The 26,135-nt window shown below is 70.1% G+C and carries 28 protein-coding genes; 12 read left to right on the top strand and 16 right to left on the bottom strand.

What is annotated here, in order from left to right:
• Positions 1–67 precede the first annotated feature (67 nt).
• Positions 68–1,114 carry a tRNA (adenosine(37)-N6)-threonylcarbamoyltransferase complex transferase subunit TsaD gene (gene tsaD, locus ACGLYG10_RS02210; protein WP_073327835.1) on the top strand — a complete coding sequence of 349 codons (1,047 nt, stop codon included), beginning with the start codon at positions 68–70 and terminating at the stop codon, positions 1,112–1,114.
• 93 nt (positions 1,115–1,207) lie between these two features.
• On the opposite strand, the gene ACGLYG10_RS02205 is transcribed toward tsaD, so the two are convergent.
• Positions 1,208–2,470 (bottom strand): glutamate--cysteine ligase, encoded by a 1,263-nt coding sequence (locus ACGLYG10_RS02205; RefSeq protein ID WP_073327476.1) that lies wholly within the window; start codon positions 2,468–2,470, stop codon positions 1,208–1,210.
• A 36-nt stretch (positions 2,471–2,506) separates the two neighbouring features.
• Positions 2,507–3,856: a THUMP-like domain-containing protein gene (locus ACGLYG10_RS02200; RefSeq protein ID WP_083565318.1), complete on the bottom strand. Its 1,350-nt coding sequence runs from the start codon at positions 3,854–3,856 to the stop codon at positions 2,507–2,509.
• Positions 3,857–4,019: 163 nt separating this feature from the next.
• On the opposite strand from ACGLYG10_RS02200, the gene ACGLYG10_RS02195 reads away from it, so the two are divergent.
• From ACGLYG10_RS02195 to guaB, 3 genes are all read left to right on the top strand, one after another.
• Positions 4,020–4,715 carry a SanA/YdcF family protein gene (locus tag ACGLYG10_RS02195; protein ID WP_083565315.1) on the top strand — a complete coding sequence of 232 codons (696 nt, stop codon included), beginning with the start codon at positions 4,020–4,022 and terminating at the stop codon, positions 4,713–4,715.
• 276 nt (positions 4,716–4,991) lie between these two features.
• A complete protein-coding gene (gene groES, locus ACGLYG10_RS02190; protein WP_073327475.1) occupies positions 4,992–5,288 on the top strand; it encodes a co-chaperone GroES in 297 nt (98 codons plus the stop codon).
• Between the two features lie 132 nt (positions 5,289–5,420).
• Positions 5,421–6,944, top strand: a complete 1,524-nt coding sequence (guaB, locus tag ACGLYG10_RS02185; protein WP_073327473.1) for an IMP dehydrogenase — start codon at positions 5,421–5,423, stop codon at positions 6,942–6,944.
• Between the two features lie 63 nt (positions 6,945–7,007).
• On the opposite strand, the gene ACGLYG10_RS02180 is transcribed toward guaB, so the two are convergent.
• Positions 7,008–7,772 carry an exonuclease domain-containing protein gene (locus ACGLYG10_RS02180; RefSeq protein WP_073327472.1) on the bottom strand — a complete coding sequence of 255 codons (765 nt, stop codon included), beginning with the start codon at positions 7,770–7,772 and terminating at the stop codon, positions 7,008–7,010.
• A gap of 85 nt (positions 7,773–7,857) precedes the next feature.
• Between ACGLYG10_RS02180 and ACGLYG10_RS02175 the strand changes: the two genes are divergently transcribed.
• The gene (locus ACGLYG10_RS02175; RefSeq protein WP_073327832.1) at positions 7,858–8,982 is read left to right on the top strand and encodes a GuaB3 family IMP dehydrogenase-related protein; all 1,125 of its coding nucleotides are present in this window, start codon (positions 7,858–7,860) and stop codon (positions 8,980–8,982) included.
• Positions 8,983–9,117: 135 nt separating this feature from the next.
• Here the strand turns inward: ACGLYG10_RS02175 and ACGLYG10_RS02170 are convergent, their stop codons facing one another.
• A complete protein-coding gene (locus tag ACGLYG10_RS02170; protein ID WP_073327470.1) occupies positions 9,118–9,570 on the bottom strand; it encodes a PLD nuclease N-terminal domain-containing protein in 453 nt (150 codons plus the stop codon).
• Positions 9,571–9,633: 63 nt separating this feature from the next.
• Between ACGLYG10_RS02170 and ACGLYG10_RS02165 the strand changes: the two genes are divergently transcribed.
• On the top strand, positions 9,634–10,968 hold the full coding sequence (locus ACGLYG10_RS02165) for an AMP-binding protein (protein ID WP_244542531.1): 1,335 nt from the start codon (positions 9,634–9,636) through the stop codon (positions 10,966–10,968).
• A gap of 100 nt (positions 10,969–11,068) precedes the next feature.
• Complete coding sequence (locus ACGLYG10_RS02160; protein WP_244542530.1) at positions 11,069–12,358, top strand: MFS transporter; 1,290 nt, start codon at positions 11,069–11,071, stop codon at positions 12,356–12,358.
• Between the two features lie 163 nt (positions 12,359–12,521).
• Here the strand turns inward: ACGLYG10_RS02160 and ACGLYG10_RS02155 are convergent, their stop codons facing one another.
• The 8 genes from ACGLYG10_RS02155 to rpmB form a co-directional block, all read right to left on the bottom strand.
• A complete protein-coding gene (locus ACGLYG10_RS02155; RefSeq protein WP_073327466.1) occupies positions 12,522–12,995 on the bottom strand; it encodes a hypothetical protein in 474 nt (157 codons plus the stop codon).
• Between the two features lie 73 nt (positions 12,996–13,068).
• Positions 13,069–13,944 carry a formyltetrahydrofolate deformylase gene (gene purU / locus ACGLYG10_RS02150; protein ID WP_073327464.1) on the bottom strand — a complete coding sequence of 292 codons (876 nt, stop codon included), beginning with the start codon at positions 13,942–13,944 and terminating at the stop codon, positions 13,069–13,071.
• Between the two features lie 96 nt (positions 13,945–14,040).
• Positions 14,041–14,577, bottom strand: a complete 537-nt coding sequence (locus ACGLYG10_RS02145; protein ID WP_073327463.1) for a P-loop nucleotide/nucleoside kinase family protein — start codon at positions 14,575–14,577, stop codon at positions 14,041–14,043.
• Between the two features lie 147 nt (positions 14,578–14,724).
• Positions 14,725–14,847, bottom strand: a complete 123-nt coding sequence (ykgO, locus tag ACGLYG10_RS02140; protein ID WP_073327461.1) for a type B 50S ribosomal protein L36 — start codon at positions 14,845–14,847, stop codon at positions 14,725–14,727.
• A gap of 30 nt (positions 14,848–14,877) precedes the next feature.
• Positions 14,878–15,129 carry a type B 50S ribosomal protein L31 gene (locus ACGLYG10_RS02135; RefSeq protein ID WP_073327460.1) on the bottom strand — a complete coding sequence of 84 codons (252 nt, stop codon included), beginning with the start codon at positions 15,127–15,129 and terminating at the stop codon, positions 14,878–14,880.
• Positions 15,130–15,168: 39 nt separating this feature from the next.
• Positions 15,169–15,474, bottom strand: coding sequence for a 30S ribosomal protein S14 (rpsN, locus tag ACGLYG10_RS02130; RefSeq protein WP_073327458.1), 306 nt, complete (start codon positions 15,472–15,474; stop codon positions 15,169–15,171).
• Positions 15,474–15,647, bottom strand: a complete 174-nt coding sequence (gene rpmG, locus ACGLYG10_RS02125; RefSeq protein ID WP_073327457.1) for a 50S ribosomal protein L33 — start codon at positions 15,645–15,647, stop codon at positions 15,474–15,476. Before rpmG ends, rpsN begins: the two co-directional genes overlap by 1 nt.
• Positions 15,647–15,883 (bottom strand): 50S ribosomal protein L28, encoded by a 237-nt coding sequence (rpmB, locus tag ACGLYG10_RS02120; RefSeq protein WP_073327455.1) that lies wholly within the window; start codon positions 15,881–15,883, stop codon positions 15,647–15,649. The genes rpmG and rpmB overlap by 1 nt, the downstream gene beginning before the upstream one ends.
• Between rpmB and ACGLYG10_RS02115 the strand changes: the two genes are divergently transcribed.
• From ACGLYG10_RS02115 to ACGLYG10_RS15725, 4 genes are all read left to right on the top strand, one after another.
• Positions 15,882–17,066, top strand: coding sequence for a GTP-binding protein (locus ACGLYG10_RS02115; RefSeq protein WP_083565313.1), 1,185 nt, complete (start codon positions 15,882–15,884; stop codon positions 17,064–17,066). The two genes, rpmB and ACGLYG10_RS02115, sit on opposite strands and share 2 nt — an antisense overlap.
• 271 nt (positions 17,067–17,337) lie before the next feature.
• Positions 17,338–18,657, top strand: a complete 1,320-nt coding sequence (glyA, locus tag ACGLYG10_RS02110) for a serine hydroxymethyltransferase (protein ID WP_073327452.1) — start codon at positions 17,338–17,340, stop codon at positions 18,655–18,657.
• Positions 18,654–19,556 (top strand): bifunctional methylenetetrahydrofolate dehydrogenase/methenyltetrahydrofolate cyclohydrolase, encoded by a 903-nt coding sequence (locus ACGLYG10_RS02105; protein ID WP_073327451.1) that lies wholly within the window; start codon positions 18,654–18,656, stop codon positions 19,554–19,556. The genes glyA and ACGLYG10_RS02105 overlap by 4 nt, the downstream gene beginning before the upstream one ends.
• 385 nt (positions 19,557–19,941) lie before the next feature.
• Positions 19,942–21,012: a hypothetical protein gene (locus tag ACGLYG10_RS15725; protein WP_139240707.1), complete on the top strand. Its 1,071-nt coding sequence runs from the start codon at positions 19,942–19,944 to the stop codon at positions 21,010–21,012.
• Between the two features lie 349 nt (positions 21,013–21,361).
• On the opposite strand, the gene ACGLYG10_RS02095 is transcribed toward ACGLYG10_RS15725, so the two are convergent.
• Positions 21,362–22,198 (bottom strand): exodeoxyribonuclease III, encoded by an 837-nt coding sequence (locus ACGLYG10_RS02095; RefSeq protein ID WP_073327448.1) that lies wholly within the window; start codon positions 22,196–22,198, stop codon positions 21,362–21,364.
• Between the two features lie 83 nt (positions 22,199–22,281).
• On the opposite strand from ACGLYG10_RS02095, the gene ACGLYG10_RS02090 reads away from it, so the two are divergent.
• Positions 22,282–22,689: an acylphosphatase gene (locus ACGLYG10_RS02090; protein WP_083565310.1), complete on the top strand. Its 408-nt coding sequence runs from the start codon at positions 22,282–22,284 to the stop codon at positions 22,687–22,689.
• Positions 22,690–22,830: 141 nt separating this feature from the next.
• On the opposite strand, the gene ACGLYG10_RS02085 is transcribed toward ACGLYG10_RS02090, so the two are convergent.
• Genes ACGLYG10_RS02085 through ACGLYG10_RS02075 form a run of 3 tightly spaced genes read right to left on the bottom strand, consistent with a single transcriptional unit; the run spans position 22,831 to position 26,011 of the window.
• Positions 22,831–24,150 carry an ABC transporter permease gene (locus ACGLYG10_RS02085; protein WP_073327446.1) on the bottom strand — a complete coding sequence of 440 codons (1,320 nt, stop codon included), beginning with the start codon at positions 24,148–24,150 and terminating at the stop codon, positions 22,831–22,833.
• Entirely contained in the window at positions 24,147–24,959 is an 813-nt protein-coding gene (locus tag ACGLYG10_RS02080) for an ABC transporter ATP-binding protein (RefSeq protein ID WP_170866429.1), read from the bottom strand. Before ACGLYG10_RS02080 ends, ACGLYG10_RS02085 begins: the two co-directional genes overlap by 4 nt.
• Positions 24,956–26,011, bottom strand: a complete 1,056-nt coding sequence (locus ACGLYG10_RS02075; RefSeq protein WP_234416095.1) for a permuted SH3 domain-containing protein — start codon at positions 26,009–26,011, stop codon at positions 24,956–24,958. The genes ACGLYG10_RS02080 and ACGLYG10_RS02075 overlap by 4 nt, the downstream gene beginning before the upstream one ends.
• Positions 26,012–26,135: the final 124 nt, after the last annotated feature.

Raw genomic sequence — 26,135 nt, 5'->3', positions numbered from 1 at the left:
GGAGCCGTAGCGGAGTGCCCCGGCCCGGCAATCCACCGGGCCGGCCGGGCGGCTACGCTTGGGCGCCGTGAGTGAACCACTGATCCTCGGCATCGAGTCCACCTGCGACGAGACCGGCGTCGCCCTGGTACGCGGCCGTGAACTGCTCGGCGACGTCGTGGCCACCTCCATGGACGAGTACGCCCGCTTCGGCGGCATCATCCCCGAGATCGCCTCCCGCGCCCACCTGGAGTCCTTCCTGCCCACCCTGGACGCCGCGCTGGAGCGGGCCGGGGTCGGCCTGGCCGACGTCGACGCGATCGCCGTGAGCGCCGGCCCCGGGCTGATCGGCTCCCTCACCGTCGGGGTCAGCGCCGCCAAGGCTCTGGCCGCGTCGCTCGGCAAGCCCATCTACGGTGTCAACCACGTCATCGGACACATCGCCGTCGACGAGCTCATTGACGGCCCCGCCCCCGAGCACTTCATCGGCCTGATCGTCTCCGGCGGCCACTCCAGTCTGCTGGACATCCACGGCCTGGCCACCGACGTCGTCGAGCTGGGCAGTACCCTCGACGACGCCGCCGGGGAGGCCTTCGACAAGGTCGGCCGCCTGCTCGGGCTGCCCTACCCGGGCGGCCCGCACGTCGACCGGCTCTCGCAGGAGGGAGACGTCGAGGCGATTCGCTTCCCACGCGGGCTGGCCGCCGCCAAGGACCGCGAGCGCCACCGCTACGACTTCTCCTTCTCCGGCCTGAAGACGGCGGTCGCCCGCTATGTGGAGTCGCTGGCGGACGCCGGCCAGGAGGTGCCGGCCGCCGACGTGTGCGCCGCCTTCTCCGAGGCGGTCAACGACTCGCTCACCGCGAAGGCGGTGCAGGCCTGCCGGGACACCGGCTGCGACACCCTGGTGATCGGCGGCGGCTTCTCCGCCAACTCCCGGCTGCGGGCGCTCGCGGCGCAGCGCTGCGAGGCCGCCGGCATCACCCTGCGGCTGCCGCCGCTGAAATACTGCACGGACAACGGCGCCCAGATCGCGGCCCTGGGGGCGGAGGCGGTGCGTGCGGGCGTGGAGCCGAGCCCCATGGACTTCGCCCCCGACTCCGGCATGCCCCTGGACCTCCCCGTGGCGCACTGAGCCCATCGGCCTCCCGCCCGCTCGCCTCCTGTTTCGCCGAGCTCGGCACGTGATTAGTGCCGGCCTCGATGGATATCAACCGACCTCGGCGGGTTAACGGCGCCGGTTGCGGGAGGGGCGGGCCGGGGTCGCGGGGGCGGGACTGATGCCGTCGGCGACCAGGGCCGTAACCTCCGCGGGGGTCAGCGGACGGCCGGCGCGCACCTCCTCCAGCAGCAGTCGCATGGCCGCCTCGTTGCTGCTCGCCGCGGTGGCCGCGGCGAGCTGGCGCTGGTAGGAGGCGCCGGCCTCCAGGGTGGCGCGCACGCTCTCCAACTCCGTCTCGCAACCCAGGTCCGCGGCCACCGGCGCCAACTCGGTGAGCATCCGCTCCACCGTGTCGGTAACCAGCTCCTCGGTGCCGGATGAGTCGGTGATCAGGATGGCGTCCATCCCGTAGCGGGCCGAGCGCCACTTGTTCTCATTCACGTACCACGGCGGCAGTGCGTCCAGCTCCTCCCCGCGGTCCAGGCGGCGGGAGAAGTCCTCCACCAGGCACTGAGTCAGGGCAGCGATGCCGGCCAACTCGGTCAGGTTGGTGGCGGCGTCGCAGGAGCGCACCTCGATCGTGCCCAGGCGCGGCGAGGGGCGCACGTCCCAGCGGACCTCGGTGAAGTCCTCGATCACACCGGTGTGGACCATGTCCCCGACGAAGCCCTCCAGCTCCTCCCAGGAGCCGAGCTGGTGCGGGGCGCCGGCGGTCGGCAGCTGCTGGAACATCATCGCCCGGTTGTCCGCGTAACCGGTGGAATCCCCCGCCCAGAACGGGGAGGAGGCGCTCAGGCACTGCAGGTGCGCGGTGCGGGTGAGCAGGGCGGACAGGATCGGCAGCACCTTGCTGCGATCCTCAATGCCCACGTGCACGTGCGTGCCGAAGATGAGCATCTGGTGGCCCCACAGGCGAGTGCGGTCGACCAGGCGGGCGTATCGCTCGGCGTCGGTGACCTTCTGCACCAGCGGGTCGGCGAAGGGGTGGGTGCCGGCACTGGCCAGCTGAACCCGCAGCGGGTCCACCACCGGCAGCAGCCGCCCGTAGGCCAACGCGATGTCCTCGATGCACTCGGCGACCGTGTGGCGCGCCCCGGAGACCAGCTCCACGGTGTTGAGCATCATCTCCCCGTGGATATTGGGGTCCTGGCCCACCAGGCGCAGGATGTCAGCGGCGCACTGGCGCAGGTCCAGGCTGTCGCGATCCACCAACTGCAGCTCCCACTCGATGCCGAGTGTGGAGCGTTCGGAGCGGGCGAAGGGCAGGTCCGCGCGGTGGATCAGGGGGGCGCGGTGCGTCCGGGTGAATGCGGGCGTGGTCGGTGTCATGACGGAGCTCCTTCGGGGGAGGCGTTTCGCGGATGCTTAAGGTGCTGAACGGTCCGGGCGTGGGAGCGGGGACGGCGCGGCGGGGTCCGAACCCGTTGGGGCGGGGCCGGGCGCGGGCACCGCGGCCTCGACGGGCGCGACGACGAGCACCACGCCCCGGGGGGAGCGGCCGTGCTCGCCGCGCTCGCCGATACGGGTCAGCAGCCAGGTCTCCCCGGCTTGCCCGCGCAGATGCAGTGAGGCGCGCAACGCGTCGGGGGCGACGTCGACGCCGCGGGCGTGGATCTCCAGGCGGCCAATCCCGCGGGTGCGCACGCGCGAGCGCAGCGCCTTCAGGTGGAGTGGTAACACCTCAACCAGCCGCCAGGAGCGCAGGAAGGGGGCCAGCTCCGGCCCGACAGGTGCTGCGCCGGTCAGGTAGGCGATTCGGTGGCCGACCGGGTGGGCGCCCAGCCGCCCCGCCAGGTGGGCGACCAACCCGGCGCGGATGGCGGCGCCGTCGGGCTCGTGAATGAAGTCTCCCAATGCCTCTGGTCCGGCGATCGGGTCCAGCTGGACCGGCGGGCGGGTGGGGTCGGCGCAGTCGGGGTCGGCCAGCACATGGGCGGAGGACTCGCCGTCGGCGCCCGTGCGCAGCACCAGGGCGGAGCGGCCGGGGCCCTCCGGGGCGAGCGGGCCGCACCAGATGCCGGCCTCGACCACCTCGCCGTCCACGCTCACCCACTGGGCGTGGGCGTCGGCGGGCAGCGACGCGTGGTCGATGCCGGGAGCAACCTTGACGCCAAGGGCCGCCACCTGCTCGCGCAGGGCCAGCACGCTGTGCAGTGGCGGCGACCAGCGCTCGGGGTCGGCGATGCGCCGCCCACCGGAGCGGCGCGCCGGGTCGGCGAAGACGGCGTCCACACCCGCGGCGGCCAGGTCCACCTCCAGCGCGTCGGCGCACCGCACCTCGGCGTTGGGGAAGGGGGTGAGGTTGACGGTGGCCAGTGCCGCCGTCGCCTCGTCGCGCTCCACCGCCAGCACGCCCGGGCACAGCGAGGCGAGTGCCAGCGCGTCCCCGCCGATTCCGCAGCCCAGATCGGCCACCAACCGGCTGCCGGCGCGGGCGTAGCGGGCGGCGTGGTGGGCGGACACGGCCAGTCGCGTGGCCTGCTCCAGTCCGTCGGGCGTGAACAACATGCGGTCTGCGAAGGGGCCGAACTTGGTGGCCGCGCGCCGGCGCAGCCGCTGCTGCGTCAGGGCGGCCGAAACCAGCGCGGGGGAGTGGCCCTCGCGGCGCAGTGATTCGGACAGTACGAGGGCCTGGTCGGGGTCGTAGGGTGGCAATGATTCGAGCAGCCGCCAACCCTCGGGGGTCAGCAGCGGGGCGAGGTCGGAGCCGTCCATCGCACGAAATCATGACACGCCGACCCGCCCGCGCGACGCCGGGGAGACCCGTCTCACTATCCCCGCGCCGCCGTCCGGCAGGGGCTACGCTGGCACGTCCGTATGGGCCGCTCGGCCCGCAGTCGAAACGTCCGGGCCGTCGGCCGGGAGAAGGAGGACACGCGTGGCACGACGCGACAAGCGCCGCCGCTGGCGGTGGGTCGTGGGCGGGATCGTGGCGCTCGCGGTGGCCGCGGTGGCGCTGCCCAACGCCTGGGTGTGGGCGTCCGCCTCCGGGCATGTGACCGACTATGGGGCCTCCGACGACGAGGCGACCGCGCCGGTGGCCATCGTCCTGGGTGCCTCCGTCTACTCATCCGGCGAGCCCTCCCCGTGGCTGCGCTACCGGCTGGACGTGGCCGCCGACCTGTACGAGTCGGGGCGGGTGGACGCGATCCTGGTGTCGGGCGACAACGGACAGGCCAGTTACAACGAGCCCATCGCCATGTACGACTACCTGGTCTCGGCCGGCATCCCCAGCGAGGCGATCGCGATCGACTACGCCGGTTTTGACACCTACGCCACCTGCGTACGGGCTCGCCGGGTCTTCGGCGTGTCGGACGCGATCCTTGTCACTCAGGACTTCCATGAGGCGCGAGCGGTGGCCGTGTGCCGCGCCGTCGGCGTGGACGCCAGCGGTGTCGGGGACGCGCGTGCCCGTGCCAACCGCTCCACCTGGACCTACAGCTGGTTGCGTGAGCGCGGGGCCGCGGTCAAGGCCGCCTGGGATGTGGCCACCAACCGCACCCCGCTGCTGGGGGACCGGGAGACCAGTGTGGAGGAGGCCATTGCCTTCACCCGCGCCAACCGGGCGGCGTGAGCGACGGACTGTGCGCGCCGTCGGTCCGGTGGCCGAGACTCGGGCGCGCTGCGCCGTGGGGGCACGCCCTCGGCGAACCGGGATGCGCGTCTTAGCACTCGCGTTGACTGAGTGCTAACGGTGCGCGTAGATTCTCTTTCGGCGCGCGAGGTGCTTCGGCTTCTCGCGCGACCCGCAGCTCACGCGTGTCGGACCGACCCCCGCGACGGCGGCTCGGCACTCCCGGGATGCGGCATCCAGTCATTCCATACTCAAGAAGCGAGAAGGGGAGAACGCATGTCGATCTCCATCAAGCCGCTCGAGGACCGCATCGTCGTGCAGACGGTCGAGGCCGAGCAGACCACCGCGTCCGGGCTGGTCATTCCGGACACCGCCAAGGAGAAGCCGCAGGAGGGCAAGGTTCTGGCCGTGGGCCCGGGCCGCGTCGACGACTCCGGCAAGCGCATCCCGGTTGACGTCGCCGAAGGCGACGTCGTCATCTACTCCAAGTACGGCGGCACCGAGGTCAAGTACGACGGCGAGGACTACCTGATCCTGTCCGCGCGCGACGTGCTGGCGGTTGTCACCCGCTGACCCGGCACCTGCCGAGGTTTTTGACGTTGCCTGTGGGGCGGTAGGCGCATGCCTGCCGCCCCACAGGGCTGTTCCGGGGCTGTGGCGCATCCCCGTGTGCGGTGGGTGCCGCCGGGGCTCTACGATGCTGCTGTGAGCGACTCGATCACCAGCCCCGACATCTTCGCCCCCACCGGACTCACCTACGACGACGTCCTCCTGCTGCCCAGGCTGACCGACGTCATCCCCTCCGAAGTCGATACCACCTCCCGCCTGACCCGCAAGATCTCCCTGGCCACCCCGCTGCTGAGCGCCGCCATGGACACCGTCACCGAATCCGACATGGCCATCGCCATGGCCCGGCAGGGCGGCATCGGCATCCTGCACCGCAACCTCTCGATCGAGGAGCAGGCCCAGCACGTGCGCCGCGTCAAGCGCTCGGAGTCCGGCATGGTCTCCGACCCGGTCACGGTCGGCCCGGACGCCACCATCTCCCAGCTGGACGAGCTGTGCGGCCACTACAAGGTCTCCGGCCTGCCGGTCGTGGACGACGCCGGCAACCTGCTGGGCATCATCACCAACCGCGACCTGCGCTTCGTGCCGCCCGAGCGCTGGGACACCCTGACCGTGCGCGAGTGCATGACCCCGCGCGAGCGACTGATCACCGGTCCCACCGGCATCTCCCGGGAGGACGCCAAGGCGCTGCTGGCCGAGAACCGCATTGAGAAGCTGCCGATCGTCGACTCCGACGGCCGCCTGTCCGGCCTGATCACCGTCAAGGACTTCGTCAAGACCGAGCAGTACCCCAATGCCACCAAGGACGAGGCGGGCCGGCTGGTGGTCGGCGCCGCCGTCGGCTACTGGGGCGACACCTGGGAGCGGGCCGGGGCGCTGGCCGAGGCCGGCGTCGACGTGATCGTGGTGGACACGGCCAACGGCGGCGCCAAGCTGGCCCTGGAGATGATCTCCCGGCTCAAGCACGACCCGGCCTTCTCCGGCATCGAGGTCATCGGCGGCAATGTCGCCACCCGCGAGGGCGCCCAGGCGCTCATCGACGCCGGCGTGGACGCCGTCAAGGTGGGGGTCGGTCCCGGCTCCATCTGCACCACCCGGGTGGTCGCCGGCGTGGGCGTGCCCCAGGTGACCGCCGTGTATGAGGCCGCCCGCGCCTGCACTCCCGCCGACGTGCCGCTCATTGCCGACGGCGGCCTGCAGTACTCCGGTGACATCGCCAAGGCCCTGGTGGCCGGCGCCGACACCGTCATGCTCGGCTCCCTGCTGGCCGGCTGCACCGAGTCCCCCGGCGACCTGGTGTTCGTCAACGGCAAGCAGTGGAAGCGCTACCGGGGCATGGGGTCGCTTGGCGCCATGAGCTCGCGCGGCCGCAAGTCCTACTCCAAGGACCGCTACTTCCAGGCCGACGTCTCCGGGGACGACAAGATCATTCCCGAGGGCATCGAGGGGCAGGTGCCCTTCTCCGGGGCGCTGGCCGACGTCGTCTACCAGCTGGTCGGCGGTCTGCACCAGTCGATGTTCTACGTGGGCGCGCGCACCATCCCCGAGTTGAAGGCCAACGGCCAGTTCGTGCGCATCACCGCGGCCGGCCTCAAGGAGTCCCACCCGCACGATGTGAAGATGACCGTCGAGGCCCCCAACTACACCGGCCGCGCATCCTGACCGCGGGCGCGCTGCAACCGGGCGCGCCGCGAGACTGGGCGGGCCGGCCTGCCGTCGGCGCCGTCACACGCCGTCGGGCAGCGGCCAGGCGGTGTCGACGTCGGGCGTGCGGCCACGGCGGCGCAGGAAGTCGTTGAAGGAGACCGCCCAGTCGCGGTGCGCGGCCGCCTGCCAGGCCATCAGTTCCGCGCGCGGGATGCGGGCGATCTCCGGGTGGGCGTAGGCCATGGCGTCGAGCACATCCAGGGTGGCCACCACGTCCACCTCCGCGGTGTGCAGGCCGGCCGCCTCCGGGTCGATCCCGTAGAAGGCGCACAGGTCCGTCAGGCGCCGCTTGCCCCTCCGGTAGCGGTCCACCCGCCGATCGATCACCAGCGGGTCCACCACCGGCCCCAACTCGCGGCCCAGCCGGGCGCGCAGGGTGGGCAGGTGATGGCGAGTCAGTTCGGCCTCCAACAGGGTCAGGTCGTAGGCGGCGTTGTAGGCGACCACGGGCGTGCCCGCGGCCATCGCCGCCGCCAGCGTCGCCGCCACCTCCTCAAGCACCTCGCCGACCGGGCGCCCCTCGGCGCGGGCGCGCTCGGTGCTGATGCCGTGCACGGCCGTGGCCGACGCGGGGATCACCACGCCCGGGTCCGCCAGCCAGGTGGTGATTTGCTGCGTGCGCGAGCCGTCGGCGCCGCGCGGGCCGCGGGCGACGAGAGCCGCCGTCACCAGGCGGTCAGCGGTGGGGAAGACCCCGGTGGTTTCGGTGTCGAATCCGAGCAGCGGGCCGAAGGCCCAGGAACTGGGCGCCGTGGTCGGCATGGGTACTGGTTGCTCGCTCATGTGCCGAGTGTGCCACCGCCCTCCGACACGAATAGCGCGACCGGAGACGCAGGTGTCCGGGGCGATGCTCGCTACGATGCTCTTCATGAGCGGTGAGATTGAGATCGGGCGGGACAAGCGCGCCCGACAGGCCTACTCCTTCGACGACATTGCGCTGGTCCCGGCGCGCCGCACCCGCGATGTGCGCGACGTGCGCGTGGGCTGGCAGCTGGACGCCTACCACGTGGACCTACCGGTAATGGCCTCGCCCCAGGACTCGGTGATGAGTCCCGAGACCGCGATCCTGGTGGGGAAACTCGGCGGCATCGGCGTGCTCGACCTGGAGGGCCTGTGGACCCGCTACGAGGACCCGACCCCCGCCCTGGAGCGCATCCGCAACGCGGACCCGGAGCAGGCCACCGCGGTGTTGCAGGAGGTCTACCGCCCGCCGGTGCAGCCCGAACTCATCACCGCCCGGCTGGCGCAGATTCGCGAGGCCGGCGTCGTCGTCGCCGGACGCCTCAGCCCTTCTCAGACGCAGCGGCACTGGCGCACGGTCGTCGAAGCGGGCGTCGACCTGCTGGTCATCCGCGGCTCGGTCGTCTCCGCCGAGCACGTGTCCGGCTCGGTCGAGCCACTGAACCTCAAGCGCTTCATCTATGAGCTGGATGTGCCCGTGGTGGTCGGCGGGGTCACCACCTACACCGCGGCCCTGCACCTGATGCGCACCGGTGCGGCGGGCGTGCTCGTCGGCCAGGGCGGCGGGGCCTCCTCCTCCGTGCGCCAGGTCCTGGGCCTGCACATGCCCATGGCCACCGCCGTCGCCGACGTGGCTGCCGCCCGCCGCGACTACATGGACGAGTCCGGCGGCCGCTACGTGCACGTCATCGCCGACGGCTCGGTCGGCAACTCTGGCGACGTCGTCAAGGCCATCGCCTGCGGCGCCGACGCCGTCATGCTGGGTGCTGCACTGGCGCGCGCCGAGGAGGCTCCCGGCGGCGGCTACCACTGGGGCGCCGAGGCCCGCCATGAGCGGCTGCCCCGCGGCTACCGCAGCCATGTCGGCACCGTCGGCACCATGGAGCAGATCCTCTCCGGCCCCTCGGACCGCGCCGACGGCACCCTGAACATCATGGGCGCCCTGCGCCGCACGCTCGCCACCACCGGCTACGCCGACGTCAAGGAGCTCCAGCGCGTCGAGATCGTCGTCGCCCCCTACGAGCCGAGCTGACGGCGCGGGAGGAGGCTACGAGCGCACCTACCCGAGAACCAGGTGCTGGAGCTTCCGGTGAGTGCCCGGGTCTGTCGGCGCCTATGGGCGATGCCTGAGTGCTGCCGGATGCTGTCCGGGACGTCGGCCGGAGGATCACGACGTCGGAGAACCGTCTGAGGGAACGCCCGGGCCATCCGCACCGTGATCGTCGGAGTTCTTGTCGGAGTCTTCATTCCGGTTGCCGGGGGCGTCGTTCGTGCCCGCGTCCTTGTCGCGGCGACGACGGCGGATGTCCTGCTCGAGGTGGGCGAGGAACTCCGGGTCGTCGTCGGGTGCAACCGGGCGAGGGCGCTCCGCCAGGTGCAGGTCGACGCGCTCCTTGGAGGACCACACGGTGCGCTCGATCTCGCCGCCGCGTTCCTCGGCGGCACGCACCCGCGAGGTGATGATCCAGGCGATCGGTCCGACCACCGCCATGACCAGGATGAGCAGGATCCACATGGGCTTGGGCAGGCGCGCCGGCATGTTCTCAGACGGGGTGCGTATGCAGTCGAGCAGGGCGTAGAGGGCCAGCGCCAGCGCGAGGATGTAGGGGACGGCACGCACGTATCTAGCCTAACCGTTCGTAGAGCTATGGCGGCGGCCGGTCGGCGTGCCACCCTGGTAGTTGTGTCTTCGACAACTACCTTTCCCCGCCCGTTGTTCCTCCTGCGCGGGGGCAATCGCCCCGACGATGCCGTCGCCTTCATCACGGCGCTGCGCGACCGGTTCGAGGCAGGCGCCGGGGAAAGCGGGAAAGCCCGCCCCCTGCTGGTCCCCATCGGTCCGGGCGAGGACGCCGAGGCCGTCAAATCCGACCTGGCCCGGCGCCTGGATCCGCACAGTCCCGCCATCGATCCCGAGGTGGACCTACTGCTGCGCACCTCCGGCTCCACCACCGGAACCGGCGCCCTGGTGGCCATGAGCATGAGGGCGTTAACCGCCTCCGCGCGTGCCACGCACGCACGCCTGGGCGGGCCCGGCAGCTGGGTGCTGGCCCTGCCCGCGCAGCATGTCGCCGGGCTGCAGGTAGTGATGCGCTCCCTGCTCGCCGGGCGCGCACCGGTGGTCGCGGACACCTCGCGCGGTTTCAGCCCCGACGCGCTCGCGGACGCGATCACGCGGGCGCTCGCCACCCGGCCGGGCGACCCGGTGCGCGTCTCGTTGGTACCCACCCAGCTGGTGCGGGCCCTCGCCCCGGGGCAGGAACGGGCACGCGCAGCCTTGGCCCGCGTCGACGCCGTCCTGCTGGGCGGCGCCGCCGCGGACCCGGCCCTGCTGGAGCGCGCCCGCGCCGCCGGGGTACGGGTGGTGACGACCTACGGCATGAGCGAGACCGGCGGCGGCTGCATCTACGACGGCGTGCCGCTGGATGGGGTGGAGGTGCGCATCGAGAACCCGGACGGCGACGGGGTGGGCCGAGTCGTGCTCGCCGGGCCGGTCCTCGCCCACGGGTACGCCGAGAGGGGAGCGGGGCTGGCGCCGTCGGCGGGCGCGGCGGTCTTTCGCGAGCGGAGCGACCCGGCTGCCCGCCGCGATCTGCTCACCAGTGATATCGGGAAACTGATCGACGGCACGGACGGGGTACGGCGCCTGGCCGTGCTCGGACGCGTGGATGACGTCATCATCACCGGCGGCATCAAGGTCGTTCCGCGCGAAGTCGAACAGGCGCTCACCGCGCTGGGCGGGGTGGCGGAGGCCTGCGTCGTCGGGGTGCCCGACGCCCAGTGGGGCAGTGCCGTGGCGGCCGCCGTCGTGCCGGAGTCAACGGCGAAGCCTGGCGACCGGCGGGTCTGGGCGAAGCAGTTGCGGGCGGCCGCGCGGCAGCGACTGGACGGGGCGCATGCTCCAAAGCGGATCGTCGTCGTCGATGCGCTGCCGCTGCGCGGGCCGGGCAAAGTCGACCGGCTGGCGGTCGCGCGGCTGGCCGATGAAGCCGGTGCACTCGCTCAGGACTCCGCGTAGGCCCGCCGTGTGGGCGAGGGTGGGGCGCGATGTGGACGAACGGCCCTTGTAACCCGGGAAGGGACTATTAAAATAGCGTCGTCGGTTAATTTCGTGATTGGTGCTGATCGACTCCCCGGCGCTCAGCGCCGCCTGCCGTTGCTCGGAGAGGCTCCTCGTGTATCTGCTGCTACTCGCCATCATCTACCTGGCCTTCATCAGTCTCGGTCTGCCGGACTCGCTCGTGGGCGCGGGCTGGCCCGTCATGCACGAGGACCTGGGTGTACCGGTGTCCTTTGCCGGGGGAGTCACCTTCATCATCGCCGTCGGCACCATCGTCTCCTCCCTCGCCTCCGAGCGGCTGACCCGGCGTTTCGGCGCGGGGCTGGTCACCACTGTGAGCGTGGTGCTCACGGCCGTGGCGCTGCTGGGCTTCTCGACCGCCAGCCAGTTCTGGATGCTGTGCCTGTGGGCCGTCCCCTACGGCCTGGGCGCGGGGGCGGTCGACGCGGCGCTCAACAACTACGTGGCCCTCCACTACACGGCGCGGCACATGAACTGGCTGCACAGTTTCTGGGGCGTGGGCGCGTCCATCAGTCCCTTCGTCATGAGTCTGGCCCTGTCCGCCGACGGTAATTGGCCGGCCGCATACCGGACGATCGGCCTGCTGCAGGTCGGGCTGGCGGCGGTGCTGCTCGCCAGCCTCCCGCTGTGGCAGCGTGTTGCGGCGGCCAGTCCCGGAGAGTCCACAGGGGAGGCTGCGTCCTCCGAGGCCACCGCGGCCGACGGCGCTGCAGGCAGTGCCCGCGGGCACGTCTCGCTCCGGACGGCGCTGCGCATCCCCGGGGTCCCCTCCGTCCTGCTCGCATTCTTCGCATACTGCGCCTTCGAACAGACGGCCATGCTGTGGGGCGCGACCTTCTTCGTCTCCGACCGGGGCTTTGACGCATCCACGGCGGCGTCCTTCGGGGCCCTGTTCATCCTGGGGCTGACCGCTGGCCGCTTCCTGTGCGGCTTCTTCGCCGACCGGGTCGGGGACCGGCAGCTCATTAGGGGCGGTTTCCTACTGGGGGCCGTCGGCGCGACGATCGTGGCGCTGCCACTGGGACAGGTGTCATTCGTCGGTTTCGCCCTGGCCGGCATAGGCGCGGCCCCGGTGTATCCGGCGGTCATTCACTCCACGCCCGCCAACTTCGGACGCGCCAACTCGCAGGCGATCATCGGCATCCAGATGGCGGCGGCCTACACGGGGACCACCATCATGCCGCCGCTGTTCGGGCTCATCTCCGGCCGGGTCGGCCTGTGGCTGCTCCCCTTCTACCTCCTGGCGCTGGCCCTGTTGGGCCTGGTCATGACGGAGCGGCTCAACCGGCTGCCGCGCGGCCGGTCTGAGGTGGCGAAGCCGCGGTAGACGGCTTGCCGGCGTGCCCGGGCCCGACCGGAACGACCGACCATTCACGCGCGAGAGTTCGACGGGGCGACGCCGGCGGCGCCGTCGGGGGGTGAGTACCGCTCACGCGCGCGCGAGTTCGGCGCGACCCTGGAAGCGGACCTGGTGGATGGGCACGTACCGCTCAAGTGCGCGCGAGCTCGACGAGCAGCCAGGTCGCGGCGAGCGTGTAGAAGCAGGCGTATAGCGCGTGCAGCGGCAGGTTGAGCCGCAGGTAGCGGGCGGCGGCGTCGTAGGCGATCGGCCGACCGGAGACCAGCGTCTCCTCCGGTTCGGTGAAGCCGGTGACCCGGTGGACGGTGAGCAACAGGGGCAGGGCGGCGACGGCGAGGACGCGGCCGATCAGGGGCGTGTGCCAGCTTGCGGCGAGCGCCGCCACGGACGCGAAGAACTGGAGGAGCATGGCCGCTGCGTAGGTGGTCTTCAGATGCGTGCGGCGTCGGAAGGGCGCGTAATGGCGCTGTAGAGCCTCGATCTGACCGGTGCGCACCATATGGCTGAAGAAGCCGCCGATCGTCAGGCAGTACATGACGAGGAAGCCGGCGACCATGGCGGTGGCTAGCGCGGCGAGCAGGTGCAGGGCGAGGGCGATGGACACGGCGTCAGTGTTTCGCCGTCGCCGGGCAGGCTCAAGAGGCGTCAGGAAAACCCGCGCCGGGGTGGGGCCGGCGTCAGGCGAAGACGACGGTGCGCAGGCCGTTGAGCAGCACCCGGTGCTCGGCGTGCCAGCGCACCGCCTGCGCGAGCACGCGGCGTTCGACGTCCTGCCCCTTGGCGCGCAGCGTCTCCACGGAGTCCTCGTGGTTGGCGCGAGTGACGTCCTGCTCGATGATGGGGCCCTCATCCAGATCGGGGGTGACGTAGTGGGCGGTGGCGCCGATCAGCTTCACGCCGCGCTCGTGCGCCTGCCGGTAGGGGTTGGCGCCCTTGAAGCTGGGCAGGAAGGAGTGGTGGATGTTGATGACCCCGCCGTGGAGCCGCTCGCACAGGGTGGGGGAGAGGATCTGCATGTAGCGGGCCAGCACCACCAGTTCGACGTTCAGGGAGTCCACCAGTTCCAGTAGCTGAGCCTCGGCGTCGGCCTTGGTCTCCTTGGTCACCGGGATGTGGTGGAAGGGGACGCCGTAGAAGTCGGCCACGGGCCGCAGGTCCTCATGGTTGCCGACCACGCCGACGACGTCGATCGGCAGGCCCTGACTGCGGGCGCGGAAGAGCAGGTCGGTCAGGCAGTGGCCCTCCTTGGACACCATGATCAGGGTACGCATGGGGCGGCCGACCTCGTCCAGCGACCAGGTCATGGAATAGGTGCGGGCCAGCTCGGCCAGGTCCTTCTCCAACTCCTCACGGGCCACGGTGGTCATCACCTGCACGCGCATGAAGAACAGCCCAGACGCCTCGTCGCCGAACTGCTTGGACTCGGTGATGTTGCCGCCGCGTCGGGCCAGCGCGCCGGAGACGGCGTTGACGATCCCAGGGCGGTCGGGGCAGGACAGGGTCAGCACAAGGTGGCGGGCGTCGGCGGGTGCGGTGGGGGCGGGCGTGGTCATGGCAGGAGGGTAGCCGGGTGCGGTGGGAGCGGGGAATTAGAGACGAAGGGCGGACTGGAGGCGCGTCGCGACGGCGTCGGGAACGGAGCGCGGGTATCAGGAGCCCACGGCGGCACGCGCGGCGGCGCGGATGGCAGCGGCGGCGTCCTGCGGGCTGGTCGTGGCAGTGTCTATGCGCAGCACGGCGGCGTCGTCCCACGGGTGGTATTCGCGTGCCTGTATCGCCCGCCAGCCGGGCACCTCCAGGCCGGGGATGTCGACGTCGCGGCTCTCGGCGCGCTCGCGGTGAACAGCGGGATCGGAATAGACCAGCTCGACCTCGATCAGAACCGCATTGTGGGTCCGGGCGGTATTCCGCCACGCGTCGCGGGTGAGCGGCAGCGGGTTGACGCACTCGGCGAGAACGTCGTTACCGCCGTCCAGCAGGTCACCCGCAACGGCGTAACCGCCGGCGTACCCGGAGCCCTGGACGCCGCCGCTGCCCATCTCACCGGAGGCTCTTAACGCCTGCTCGATGGAGTCGATTCGAATGTAGGACAGGGCGCCGTCGCGATTGAGTTCGCGAGCCACGGTGGACTTCCCGGTGGCGGGCAACCCGCCGAGGACTACCAGAACGGGACGGGAAGGCGACATGCCCCGAGCGTACGCCCGGGGCGCCAAGGTCGCCGATGCCGCGAAGACGGGGCCGGGAGCCTATTGTCGCGGTCCGTTTGTCGCGATCCGTTTGTCGCGATCCGTTTGTCGCGGTCCGTTCGTCGCGGTCCGTCCCGCGGCTTGGGCTCAGCCCTGACGGGCCTTGAAACGCGGGTTCTTCTTATTGATGACGTAGGTGTGGCCGCGACGGCGCACGACCTTGCTGCCTGGCTGCCTGGCGAGTGAGCGGATAGAGGCGCGGACCTTCATGGAGTCTCCTTTCAACGGTGTAGGGGGATATCAGCGGGAGCGCTTGCCGTAGCGGCGCTCAAACTTCTCTACCCGTCCGGCTGTATCCAGAATGCGTCCCTTCCCCGTCCAAAACGGGTGTGAGGCGCTGGAGATGTCGACGTCGACCAGCGGGTAGGTGTTGCCGTCCTCCCATTGGATGGTGTGGGGCGACGTGATGGTGGAACGCGTGAGGAAGGCGAAGTCTGCGGCCTTATCGCGAAAGACAACGGGATGGTAGTCGGGGTGGATTCCTGGACGCATGGAGCGACTCCTGAAGTCTAGAGATTGTCGATGAGGGAGCTACCAAGAGGCCTTGGTAATGCCGGGTAGCTCGCCCCGCAGGGCCATCTCCCGGAAGCGGACGCGTGAGACGCCCGCCTTGCGGACGAACCCGCGGGGACGTCCGTCCACCGCGTCGCGATTGCGTACCCGGGTGGGGGAGGCATCGCGGGGCAGCGCATGCAGGGCGGACATGGCGGCTTGGCGTTCCTCGACGGAGAGCGTCGGGTTGATGCTGTCGCGCTTCAGTTCGGCGCGTCGCTCGGCGTAGCGGGCCACGATCCGCCGGCGACGCGCATCGGCGGCGAGCTTGGACTTCTTGGCCATCAGCGGGACTCCTTGAACTCGACGTGACAGCGAGCAATCGGGTCGTACTTGCGCAGGACCAGGCGGTCGGGGGTGTTGCGGCGGTTCTTCCGGGTGACGTAGGTGTATCCGGTGCCGGCGGTGGAAACCAGTTTGATGACCGGACGCAGATCCCTGCCTTTGGGTGCTGCCATCAGACTCGCTCCCCTCGGGCGCGCATCTTGGCGACGACAACATCGATGCCCACTCGGTCGATGATCTTGATGCCCTTGGCGCTGACCCTGAGCTTGACCGTGCGTCCCAGAGACGGTACCCAGTAGCGCTTGGTCTGCAAGTTGGGCAGCCACCGCCGCTTGGAACGACGGTGGGAGTGTGAGATTGAGTACCCGGTGGCCGGACGGGCACCGGTGACTTGGCAGTAGCGGCTCATGAGAGGCACTATATGCGAACGATTCTCATTGTCGTCAACTGGAGGTGCCGTGCACTGCCTCACCATCATCAGCGCCGTCGACCCCGCACTACTGGATCTGACCGCTCTCGCACTTCACGGAGAAGGCGCACTCGTCATACGGGCGAGGCTCCTTCCTGAGCAAGGGGAACACGGAGTCGTTCGGCTGACAACCGCTTCCATGTCTGATGCTGCCTCCAGTACCACCTCCGTGATCGACATACCGCGCTCGAAGGACTGCTGGACCTGCTCGCTGCGGGAGGTGCTGGTCGCCGTCGGCGAGGATCGCGCTCGGATTGAGCCGGATGGCACGACGGTCATCATGCTTCCCGTCGGAGTGGAACTGGTTCATCTGGTCCCGACTCTGGTCGACGAGCTGGAACTCTTGCCGGGGGTCGTGCTGGCCGGAGTCGCGCACGTCATTGATGCAGACTCTGCCGCGGAGGACCTATTGGAGCATCGGCCGTTGTCGGCATTCGCCGGTGAGTCCTACGCCGCCGACGGGCGTTGTAGTGGCGAGATCCACATGGTTGCCATCGGCTACGCGGATGTGGTTGTCGCCCTCGGCGAGGACCCGGTTGGTCGGGACCTGGTGGAGCATCTGCGCCCTCACGACACACTGCTCCTGCCGGGCTTGGACGCACCGCTGCTTCCGGAGCTGCTGAACGTTCGGCACGATGTTGATTCGGCGCTCGCGCGCGTGCACCCCGCCACCACCAGGGCGTGGGGCGGACCCGACGAGCACGGCGTGCGCACGCTGGACCTGTCCTCCGAGCTGCCCTTCCACCCCGGGCGGCTACGCGAGTTCGTCGCCGACCTGGCCGGTCACGGTCTGCTCGCCCGCGGCTGCTTCTGGCTGCCCAGCCGCCCCGGGCGCGTGTGCACCTGGGAGGTGGCCGGTGGGGTCGTGAGCGTGGGAGAGGCCGGGCTCTGGAACGCCGTGCCGCAGATGCATGTGGATGAACTTGCCGCCTCCGGGCTGAGCGAACACGCCCCCGATGCCCCGCGTTGTCACCTGGTGGTCACCGGAGTCGCCGATGATGCGCAGTGCGCAAGCGTGGCTGACGCCTTTCATCGGATTCTATTGCGGCCTGACGAAATGGGTGAGGCGCTGGCCTGGGCCGGTTCCCCCGACGGCCTGGAGGACTGGTTCGGGCGGGAGTGAACCTGCGCGGTCACTGGCGGCCGCGGCGGGGATGCCGGGGCGCCGGCCCGAAGCGCCCTGCCCCACCTGGCCCCGCCGCGTCGTCGGCGCTAGCATGGGGCCGTCGTCGCGACTGGCGAAAAGGTGGTCACCACCGGGGAGCGGCGGCACGTCACGGGTCCGCCCGCACCCTGCGGTGGCTCCGGGACGCAGCAACGGAGAACCTGGTCGCCCGCCTGGGCCGAGGTCGACGCCCACGCGCGGCCTGCGCCGCGCACACATCAGGAGAACCATGACCGACTCCGCGGCCACCGCCCGCACCGCCCTCAACAACCAACCCCTGGCCGACCTCGACCCGGAGATCGCCAAGGTCCTCGACGACGAGCTCGCCCGCCAGCGCGGCACCCTGGAGATGATCGCCTCGGAGAACTTCGTGCCCCGCGCCGTCCTCCAGGCACAGGGGAGCGTGCTGACCAACAAGTACGCCGAGGGCTACCCCGGGCGCCGCTACTACGGCGGCTGCGAGGTGGTCGACGTCGCCGAATCCCTGGCCATCGAGCGCGCCAAGGCCGTCTTCAACGCCGAGTGGGCCAACGTCCAGCCGCACTCCGGCGCCCAGGCCAACGCCGCCGTCCTGCACGCCCTGGCCAACGGCGGCGACACCATCCTCGGCCTGTCGCTCGCCCACGGCGGTCACCTCACGCACGGCATGAAGATCAACTTCTCCGGCAAGAACTACCACGCCACCGCCTACGGCGTGGACGAGACCACGCACCGCATCGAGATGGAGCAGGTGCGCGAGGCCGCCCTGCGCGAGCGCCCCCGCGTGATCATCGCCGGCTGGTCCGCCTACCCCCGCCACCTCGACTTCGAGGCCTTCCGCTCCATCGCCGATGAGGTCGGTGCCGCCCTGTGGACCGACATGGCCCATTTCGCCGGGCTGGTCGCCGCCGGCCTGCACCCCTCCCCGCTGCCGTGGTCCGACGTCGTGTCCACCACCGTCCACAAGACCCTCGGCGGCCCTCGCTCCGGCATGCTGCTGACCAACCGCGCCGAGCAGTGGGGCAAGAAGCTCAACTCCGCCGTCTTCCCCGGTCAGCAGGGCGGCCCGCTCATGCACGTGATCGCCGCCAAGGCCGTCGCCATGAAGATCGCCGGCACCGACGAGTTCAAGGACCGTCAAGCCCGCACCCTTGAGGGTGCCTCGATCCTCGCCCAGCGGCTGCTCGCCGACGACGTCGCCGCCGCCGGCATCAAGCTGGTCACCGGCGGCACCGACGTCCACCTGGTGCTGGTGGACCTGCGTGACTCCGCCCTGGACGGCCAGCAGGCGGAGGACCTGCTGCACGACGCCGGCATCACCGTCAACCGCAACGCCGTCCCCTTCGACCCGCGCCCGCCGCGCGTCACCTCCGGCCTGCGCATCGGCACGCCGGCCCTGGCCACCCGCGGCTTCGGCCCCACCGAGTTCACCGAGGTCGCCGACATCATCGCCACCGCCCTGGTGGCGGGTGCGGCCGGCAAGGCCGACGACGAGCTGCTCGCCTCCCTGCGCGGACGCGTGCGCACGCTCACCGACGCCTTCCCGCTCTACCCGGGGCTGGCCCAGTGAGGGCCCCGTGGACGGGCGCCGCCCGCGTCCTGGACGGCAAGGCCACCGCCGCGGCGCTCAAGGCCGAGCTGGCCGAGCGCGTGGCCGCCCTGCGTGAGCGCGGCATCACCCCGGGTCTGGGCACGGTGCTGGTCGGTGAGGATCCCGGCAGTGTCAAGTACGTGGCCGGCAAGCACGCCGACTGCGCCGAGGTCGGCATCGAGTCCATCCGCGTGGACCTGCCGGCCACCGCCACGCAGGCGGAGATCGAGGCGGCCGTTGACCGCCTCAACGCCGACCCCGCCTGCACCGGTTACATTGTCCAGCTGCCGCTGCCCGCCGGCATCGACACCAACGCCATCCTGGAGCGCGTCGACCCCGACAAGGACGCCGACGGCCTACACCCCACCAACCTCGGCCGCCTGGTGCTGCGCGGCACCGGTCCGATCACCTCGCCGCTGCCGTGCACGCCGCGCGCCTGCATCGAGCTGATCACCCGCCACGGCATCGACCTGGCCGGCAAGAACGTGTGCGTCATCGGCCGCGGCGTCACCGTGGGCCGCTCCATCGGCCTGCTGCTGATGCGCAAGGACGTCAACGCCACCGTCGACGTCTGCCACACCGGCACCCGCGACCTGGCCGCGCATGCGCGCCGCGCCGACGTCGTCATCGCCGCCGCCGGCTCGGCCGGCATCGTCACGGCCGACATGGTCGCCCCCGGGGCGGTAGTCCTGGATGTGGGCGTCTCCCGTGTCGTCAACCCCGAGACCGGCAAGGGACGGATCATGGGCGACGTCGCCGACGGCGTCGACCAGGTCGCCGCCTGGCTGTCCCCGAACCCCGGGGGAGTCGGCCCGATGACGCGCGCCCTGCTGCTGGCCAACGTCGTCGAGATCGCCGAGCGCAACGCCGTCGGCTGATACGCGCTGCGCCCGGGATCAGCGGTTCGTGGCCGCGTCACCTGGCTGTTGCTCCCGCTGTGATACGTCTCGAATGGACTGCAACGCGGTTCACGGGGCTAATCTGGCTGACGGTTCGTACCTTTGCTTCGACGCTTCGTACTTCGGCGTGACGGTTCGTACCCGTAGGTGCCGAACCGTCGTAAGGAGGTACGAACCGCCGACCGGAAAGTACGAACCGTCGGCGTTGGTGCCGAACCGTCGTACGGCTGCGTGGTCCGGGAGTGTTGGCTGCGCACGGTGTGCCGGCCCACCGACGTCCACAGGTGTGGTTGGTGCGCCACTCATTCAAAAACTTGTGAACGGTCAGATGTGGCACGGCGCTGACATCCTCCATGCTGTAGTTATGACCGTTCACGTTTCCGCTGTGCTCCCAGCTGTCGTATCCACCACCGGATGCCTTGGCGCCGTTCCTGAAACTGCGGTACCGATCATGCGTGGACAGGTTCTCCTGCCGCAGGTCTCTGCCGGGCACTGGGCCCAAAAACGTGAAGTGACCCTGGCCAGGGCCGTTGCCGCGCTGCATGCTGGCACAGGTACGATCGCCATTGCATACGAGGCCGCGGTACTCATTCATGGGGGATCGCTGCGCAGATTCGAGCCCGATATTGATGTCGTGCTGTCGTATAGACCGCGTCTGACCACCACCGCTCTTCCGCGGGTGATTTATGGTGGAACACTTGCGAGGCGGGTCCCCAGGTGCGAGCGTGTCCCGTTAGAACGTGCGGAACGGTTGGGACGACAGGTGCAACTGCGCCGTCACTACCGCGAAGACCTCAGCGAGCACGACATTGTCACCATCAACGGTGTGCCGGTGACTTCGCTCGCCCGTACGTTGACCGATTGTCTGCTTGACCTACCGCCCGCAGACGCGTTGGTGGCAGGTGACTCGCTGCTGAGAGTCCACTGCCGCCCGGACCGTTGGCGGAGTCGAGACACCAACGCGCTGTGGCAAGAGCTGGTTGCCGACGTTGAAGAGCGGCTCAGTTCTTACCGCCACCGCAACGGGCGGGTACGCGCACAGAGCCTGCTCAAGCTGTTGTCTCCCTGGGCGGAGTCGCCGGGCGAGAGTGAGCTGCGCAGGATTCTCCTGGCGGCAGGCTTTCCGCTGCCGGAACTTCAGCACCGGGTAGTCGCTGAGAACAACGAGTACTTCCTGGATCTGTCCTGGCCGGACATCATGCTCGACGTTGAGTTTGATGGCGCCCTGAAGTATGCGGGAGATGATGTGGTATTCCAGGAGGGAATCCGCCAGGACCGGCTCAAGCGGGCCGGTTGGCATGTAGTGCGTTTCAAGACACCGGCACTGCGCGAACCAGACAGCGTTGTCCGCCAGGTGCTTGATGCCTCTCCGCAGGGAAGAATGTGGGTGTTGCAGCCGCGGGCCTGGATGAACACGATGAGCCCGTTGCCCTGAATCGCACCTGTGCGGCGAGGGTGGTATGCCTCGGCGAGATTGCTTTGCATGACGTCAGCAAGGCGATCGGCGGGCCCGGGTTCTTGTCGGTGCCTGTTTTGAGGTGTTGGCTGTGCCGTAAGTCGACGGTCAACATCCGCGCGAGTCTGACGGTTCGTACCTTTGCTTCGACGCTTCGTACTTCGGCCTGGCAGTTCGTACCCGTAGGTGCCGAACCGTCGTAAGGAGGTACGAACCGCCGACCGGAAAGTACGAACCGCCGACCGGAAAGTACGAACCGCCGACCGGAAAGTACGAACCGCCGGCGTTTGTGACGAACCGTCGCCTGGGCGACAAGCGACGAACCGCCTCAGAGGTCGTAGTCGACCACCAGCGGGGCGTGGTCCGACCAGCGCTCGGCGTAGCTGGGCGCCCGGTCCACGGTGAAGGCGCGGGCCCGCCCGGCCAACTGCGGAGTGGCCACCTGGTAGTCGATGCGCCAGCCGGCGTCGTTATCGAAGGCCTTGCCGCGCTGCGACCACCAGGTGTACGGGCCCTGTGCGTCGGGCGCGAGACTGCGGGCCACGTCTACCCAGCCGGCCCCGAACCAGCGCTCGAGGTAGGCGATCTCCTCATCCAGCACGCCTGCGGACTTGTTGTGGTTGGGCCGCCAGTTCTTGATGTCCCGCTCGGAGCGCACGATGTTCAGGTCACCGGCCATGAGCACCTGTGGACCGCCGGCCGCCGCGCTTGCCAGCAGCGATGTCATGCGCGCGTCCACCAGGTTCAGGTGGGCGTATTTCTGATCCATCTTGATCGTCCCGACCTGGCCGGAGTGGAAGTAGGCGGACACAACCGTCAGCGGGGTTCGTGCCCCGGTGCCGTTGGTGGCCGTCAGGTCCATTTCCAGCCAGCGGCCGGAGTCCACATCCGGCTCCTCGCTCTCCGGTGTGCTGACACCGCGACGCACCGCGCCCACGGTCACCGGCGCCCCTTGGCGCACCGCGACGGCGACGCCGGCCCTTCCCTTCACCCGGCAAGGCCAGATCACCGACTCGTACCCGGGCAACAGCGCGGCCGCGGTGGTCTCGTCGGCTCGCACCTCCTGCACCAGCAGTACATCCGGGGCGCTGGACTCCAGCCAGGAGTCCATGTGCTTGCGGGCTGCGGCCCGGATGCCGTTGACGTTGATGGTGGCTACGCGCATAACGCCCGAGTGTACGTGTGTGCCGTCAGCCCTGTGCGCCGTCGGCCCTGTAAGGCGGGCCGGTTTCCTGCGACAATGGGCATATGCCGCGCAGCTTCTTCGACGTCTTCCGCCGTCCGGCGAACCAACCCGCCGCCGACGCCACGGACAAGAGTGCTGCGGACCGGGCCGCCGCCCACTCCGGGGACGACTCCGCCAGCGCCGACACCGAACGCCGGCGCACGATTCACGCCATCGTCTCCGGCCGCGTGCAAGGAGTCGGCTTCCGCTGGTCCTGCATGGAGGAGGGGGAGCGGCTCGGGCTGGTCGGCGAGGTACGCAACCTGGACGACGGCGACGTGGAGGTCTTCGCCCAGGGGCCGGCCGACGACGTCGCCCGCATGATCGCCTGGCTGTACCACGGCCCCCGCTGGGCGAATGTCGCCTCCGTGCACGTCACCGACCTGCGTCCCGGCAGCCTGCGCCATCGCGCCTTCGTCATGGGTAACTGACGTTCCACGACCTTGGTGCATGTCGCACGATCCCGGGGCGGTCGTGGAACACGCCCCGAGGTCGTGGATCGCGAGGGCAACCGGTGGAACGCACCGCTCGGTTACGCCCGGCGCGCCCGGTAAACCCCTGCCGCGCCGCGGTCAGTAGCGGATCGCGTCAATGGGCTTGATGCGCACGGCCACCACCGCCGGGATAATGCCGGACAGGGCACCCACCCCGGTCGCGGCGATCAACCCGATCAGGGCGGCGGACATGGGGAACGGCGGCCGGGTCTCCACCCCCACCCCCAGCAGCGTGCCGAGCGGCGCTACCCGCATCCCCACGATCGCGATACCGATGCCGATGATCCCGGCGACCACGGTCGCCACCACCGACTCCAGCATGATGGAGAAGAAGATGCGCCGACTGGTCGCCCCGAAGGCGCGGCGCACGCCGATCTCGTGAATGCGCTGGCGCACCGTCACCATGGAGATGTTGATCAGGCTGAGCGCGCCGAGGATCATGACGAACACGCCCGCAATGGTCACCGTGGTGGTGAACCCGCCGGTGTCCAGGCCCTGCATGCCGTCGGTGTTCGACCAGGCGTTCGTGGATCCCGCCCCGAACTGGGAGTCCAGGTCTTGGGTGGCCAGGCTGATCAGCTCCTGTTCCTGTTCCGGGCCGGCCCAGATCTCCAACGTCGGCGCGGGCAGGGAGGCCTGCGCCTCGCCACCCAGCCACTGCTCGTACGGTCCGGTCAGTGCGAAGGCGCTGATCGTCTGGTAGCAGTAGTTGGCGGCATCGACGTCGTTCTCGCACCAGGCCAGGTCGTCTGGCTTGAGCACCCCGACGATGGTGAAGGTCGTCTGGGCGGGGGAGTAGGCGCGCACGGTCAGCGGACCGTCCAGGGTGGTGTAGCCCAGCTCTTCCAGGAAGCCCTGCGAGACCACCAGCGACGGCGAGAGGTCGTCTTCGTCCTCGGCCGAGAACCAGCGGCCCTGCGCCACCGCCGTGTGGTGGAGGGTGCCGTAGCCGAGGCTGACGACGGTCGTCTCCACGCTGCGGGATCCGCCTGGGAAGGCGATGCGCAGGTTCTGCAGGTAGTTGGTGGCCCAGCTGTTGGCGCTGTAGCGGTCGACCAGGTTCATCTCCGCCTTGGTGATGCGCTCGGTGGCCGTGGTGTCACCGCCCGCGCCCTCCGCGCCCGGGGCCTCGGTCGGGCTCGTGCCGCTGTCGCCGCCGGATACGCCGCGGCCGGTGGGGGTGACTTCGATGCGCACGGTGCCGGGGCGGCCCGCATAGGTGGCGATCTCCTGGTCGATGATCGCGCTGGTCACCTGGCCCAGGGCGATCACGAAGGTCATGGCGGCCACGGCTGCGCCCACGCCCACCAGGGAGAGCATGACCCGCAGCTTGCCGATGCGCAGCTGCGCCCACGCCTCCACCAGGGCCCCGAAGAATCCAGTGAAGATGCCCGTCATGACGCTGCCTCCTGCTGCACGGTGTGGCGTCCCTGCGGCTCCGCCGGGCCGTCGCTCTCGGCCGCCGACGGGTCGGTGATCTCCTCGGTGAACTCGTCCAGACCGCCGGTGCGCTCGTGCCGCACGATGATCGGGGTGAGCACCCCGTGGTCGAGCCGGTACTGCTTCTGGGCGCGGCCGGCCACCGCCAGATCGTGGGTGATGACGATCAGGGCCGCCCCGGTCTCGTGGCACTGGCGTTCCAGCAGCCCCATGACCAGGGCGCCGGTGTCCACGTCGAGGGCGCCGGTGGGCTCGTCGGCCAGGATGACCCGCGGGCGGCGGGCCAGGGCGCGGGCGATGGCCACGCGCTGCTGCTCGCCGCCGGACAGACGACCGATGGGGGAGCCGAGCTTGTCCTCCAGGCCGACGGAGGCCAGCAGCTCCTCGGCGCGGCGGGTGCGGGTCCAGAAGGCGGCGCCGGTGTCGTACAGGAGCGGCGCGGCCACATTCTCCGTGGTGGACAGTCCCTCGATCAGGTTGAAGGACTGGAACACGAAGCTGAAGGTCTGACCCCGCAGGTGGGCGCGCCTGGCCTCGCTCAGACGGCGCGTGTCCCGCCCGTCCACGGTGTAGGTGCCCTCGGTCGGCTGGTCGATCAGGCCGATCAGGTTCAGCAACGTGGACTTGCCCGTGCCGGAGCGGCCGACCACGGCCACATGCTCGCCGGCGGAAATGTCCAGGTCGACGTTGGTGAGAATATTCAGAGGCGGGGAGTCCGGCACCTCGAAGGTGCGGGCGATGCCCCGCATGCTCAGCAGCGGACTCACAGGAGCTCCTCGCCGTTCTCGTCGTAGCACACCGATCCGTCCGGCTCACAGGTGTTCGGCTCGCCGGTGCGCACCGTGTCCTTGTTCGGCACGAACAGTAGGATCTCGTCCCCCTCGGCCAACCCGTCGGTGACCTGGATGTTCTCGCCGTCGGTGATGCCCAGCGCGACCTCCCGTTCCTCGGCGGCGTCCGGGTCCTCCGGATCGGTGACCACCCAGACATTCCCCTTGGTGACAGACCCTTCGACGGCGGTGACGGGCACGATCAGCGTATCGGTGGCGGAGCCGGCATCCACGCCGATGGTTACCGACAGCCCCGGGAAGACCTGCTGGTCGGAGGGCACCGCGCAGCGCACCTCCACGGTGGTGCCGTCGCCGGTGGTGGTGGTGACCTCGCCGGTCTCTGAGGTGGTGGTGGAAGTGGTCTCCCGGGTGCCGATCGTCAGCCCCGTGCAGTCGAAGGGCGCCGGCCCGCCGTCCACGGTCAGGGTGGCCGACGACGGCGCATTGGTCAGCCGGTACTGCTGATCGGCGGTGATAGTCCCCTTGGCGGAGTAGGTACCGGGGGAGACGGTGGCCACCACCATGCCGACGCTCGTCTCCTGGTCCTTGATCACGTTGAAGGAGACCACGCCGGCGGCCGGCGCGTACACGGTCGACCAGGTGACCTTGTCCTCCACGGGCGTCTCCACCGGGTTGCCGTCCTCGTCGGTGCCGATGATCGGCTGCTGCGGCTCAACCTGCTTGAGGTAGACCAGCGGCTCCCCCTGGGTGACGGTGGCTCCCTTGCTGACGGCGAAGGAGTCGACAACGCCGTTCAGGGTCGCCTGCGCCTCCACGGCCGCGTCCTCCACGATCTGCCCACTGACGTCCACGGTGTTGGCGATGTCCCCCGTGGTCACGACCGTGGTTTGCGTGGTGACGTTTATGCCGGGGGAGATGTTCGCGGTGGTGCCCGAGTCGGAGTCGGGGAAGAAGGCGATCTTCACCAGGGCCACCGCGATTGCGACGCCGATCAGCAGCTTGATGGTGGGCAGGACATAGCGCTTCACGGCGCACCTCCGGTCGGCCGACATGGCCGGAAGCGGCGGCTGGAGGCCGCCGGGTGGTGGGATGGGCCACGGCGGCGATTGCCGCAGCCCGGGTGACACCCCGAGGCTACGTCGCGGCACACGC

The sequence above is a fragment of the Actinomyces glycerinitolerans genome, from assembly GCF_900098745.1.
GTDB lineage: Bacteria > Actinomycetota > Actinomycetes > Actinomycetales > Actinomycetaceae > Actinomyces > Actinomyces glycerinitolerans.
The sequence above is the reverse complement of the archived record's forward strand: the minus strand, read 5'-3'. Positions and strand labels throughout refer to the sequence as shown.

Excerpts from the sequence above, each read along its gene's own strand:
- ACGLYG10_RS02205 (WP_073327476.1), bottom strand. The coding sequence starts at position 2,470 with ATGACACCGACCACGCCCGCATTCACCCGGACGCACCGCGCCCCCCTG.
- ACGLYG10_RS02200 (WP_083565318.1), bottom strand. The coding sequence starts at position 3,856 with ATGGACGGCTCCGACCTCGCCCCGCTGCTGACCCCCGAGGGTTGGCGG.
- groES (WP_073327475.1), top strand. The coding sequence starts at position 4,992 with ATGTCGATCTCCATCAAGCCGCTCGAGGACCGCATCGTCGTGCAGACG.
- ACGLYG10_RS02180 (WP_073327472.1), bottom strand. The coding sequence starts at position 7,772 with ATGAGCGAGCAACCAGTACCCATGCCGACCACGGCGCCCAGTTCCTGG.
- ACGLYG10_RS02175 (WP_073327832.1), top strand. The coding sequence starts at position 7,858 with ATGAGCGGTGAGATTGAGATCGGGCGGGACAAGCGCGCCCGACAGGCC.
- purU (WP_073327464.1), bottom strand. The coding sequence starts at position 13,944 with ATGACCACGCCCGCCCCCACCGCACCCGCCGACGCCCGCCACCTTGTG.
- ACGLYG10_RS02145 (WP_073327463.1), bottom strand. The coding sequence starts at position 14,577 with ATGTCGCCTTCCCGTCCCGTTCTGGTAGTCCTCGGCGGGTTGCCCGCC.
- ykgO (WP_073327461.1), bottom strand. The coding sequence starts at position 14,847 with ATGAAGGTCCGCGCCTCTATCCGCTCACTCGCCAGGCAGCCAGGCAGC.
- ACGLYG10_RS02135 (WP_073327460.1), bottom strand. The coding sequence starts at position 15,129 with ATGCGTCCAGGAATCCACCCCGACTACCATCCCGTTGTCTTTCGCGAT.
- rpsN (WP_073327458.1), bottom strand. The coding sequence starts at position 15,474 with ATGGCCAAGAAGTCCAAGCTCGCCGCCGATGCGCGTCGCCGGCGGATC.
- rpmG (WP_073327457.1), bottom strand. The coding sequence starts at position 15,647 with ATGGCAGCACCCAAAGGCAGGGATCTGCGTCCGGTCATCAAACTGGTT.
- ACGLYG10_RS02115 (WP_083565313.1), top strand. The coding sequence starts at position 15,882 with ATGAGAGGCACTATATGCGAACGATTCTCATTGTCGTCAACTGGAGGT.
- rpmB (WP_073327455.1), bottom strand. The coding sequence starts at position 15,883 with ATGAGCCGCTACTGCCAAGTCACCGGTGCCCGTCCGGCCACCGGGTAC.
- glyA (WP_073327452.1), top strand. The coding sequence starts at position 17,338 with ATGACCGACTCCGCGGCCACCGCCCGCACCGCCCTCAACAACCAACCC.
- ACGLYG10_RS15725 (WP_139240707.1), top strand. The coding sequence starts at position 19,942 with ATGACCGTTCACGTTTCCGCTGTGCTCCCAGCTGTCGTATCCACCACC.
- ACGLYG10_RS02095 (WP_073327448.1), bottom strand. The coding sequence starts at position 22,198 with ATGCGCGTAGCCACCATCAACGTCAACGGCATCCGGGCCGCAGCCCGC.
- ACGLYG10_RS02090 (WP_083565310.1), top strand. The coding sequence starts at position 22,282 with ATGCCGCGCAGCTTCTTCGACGTCTTCCGCCGTCCGGCGAACCAACCC.
- ACGLYG10_RS02085 (WP_073327446.1), bottom strand. The coding sequence starts at position 24,150 with ATGACGGGCATCTTCACTGGATTCTTCGGGGCCCTGGTGGAGGCGTGG.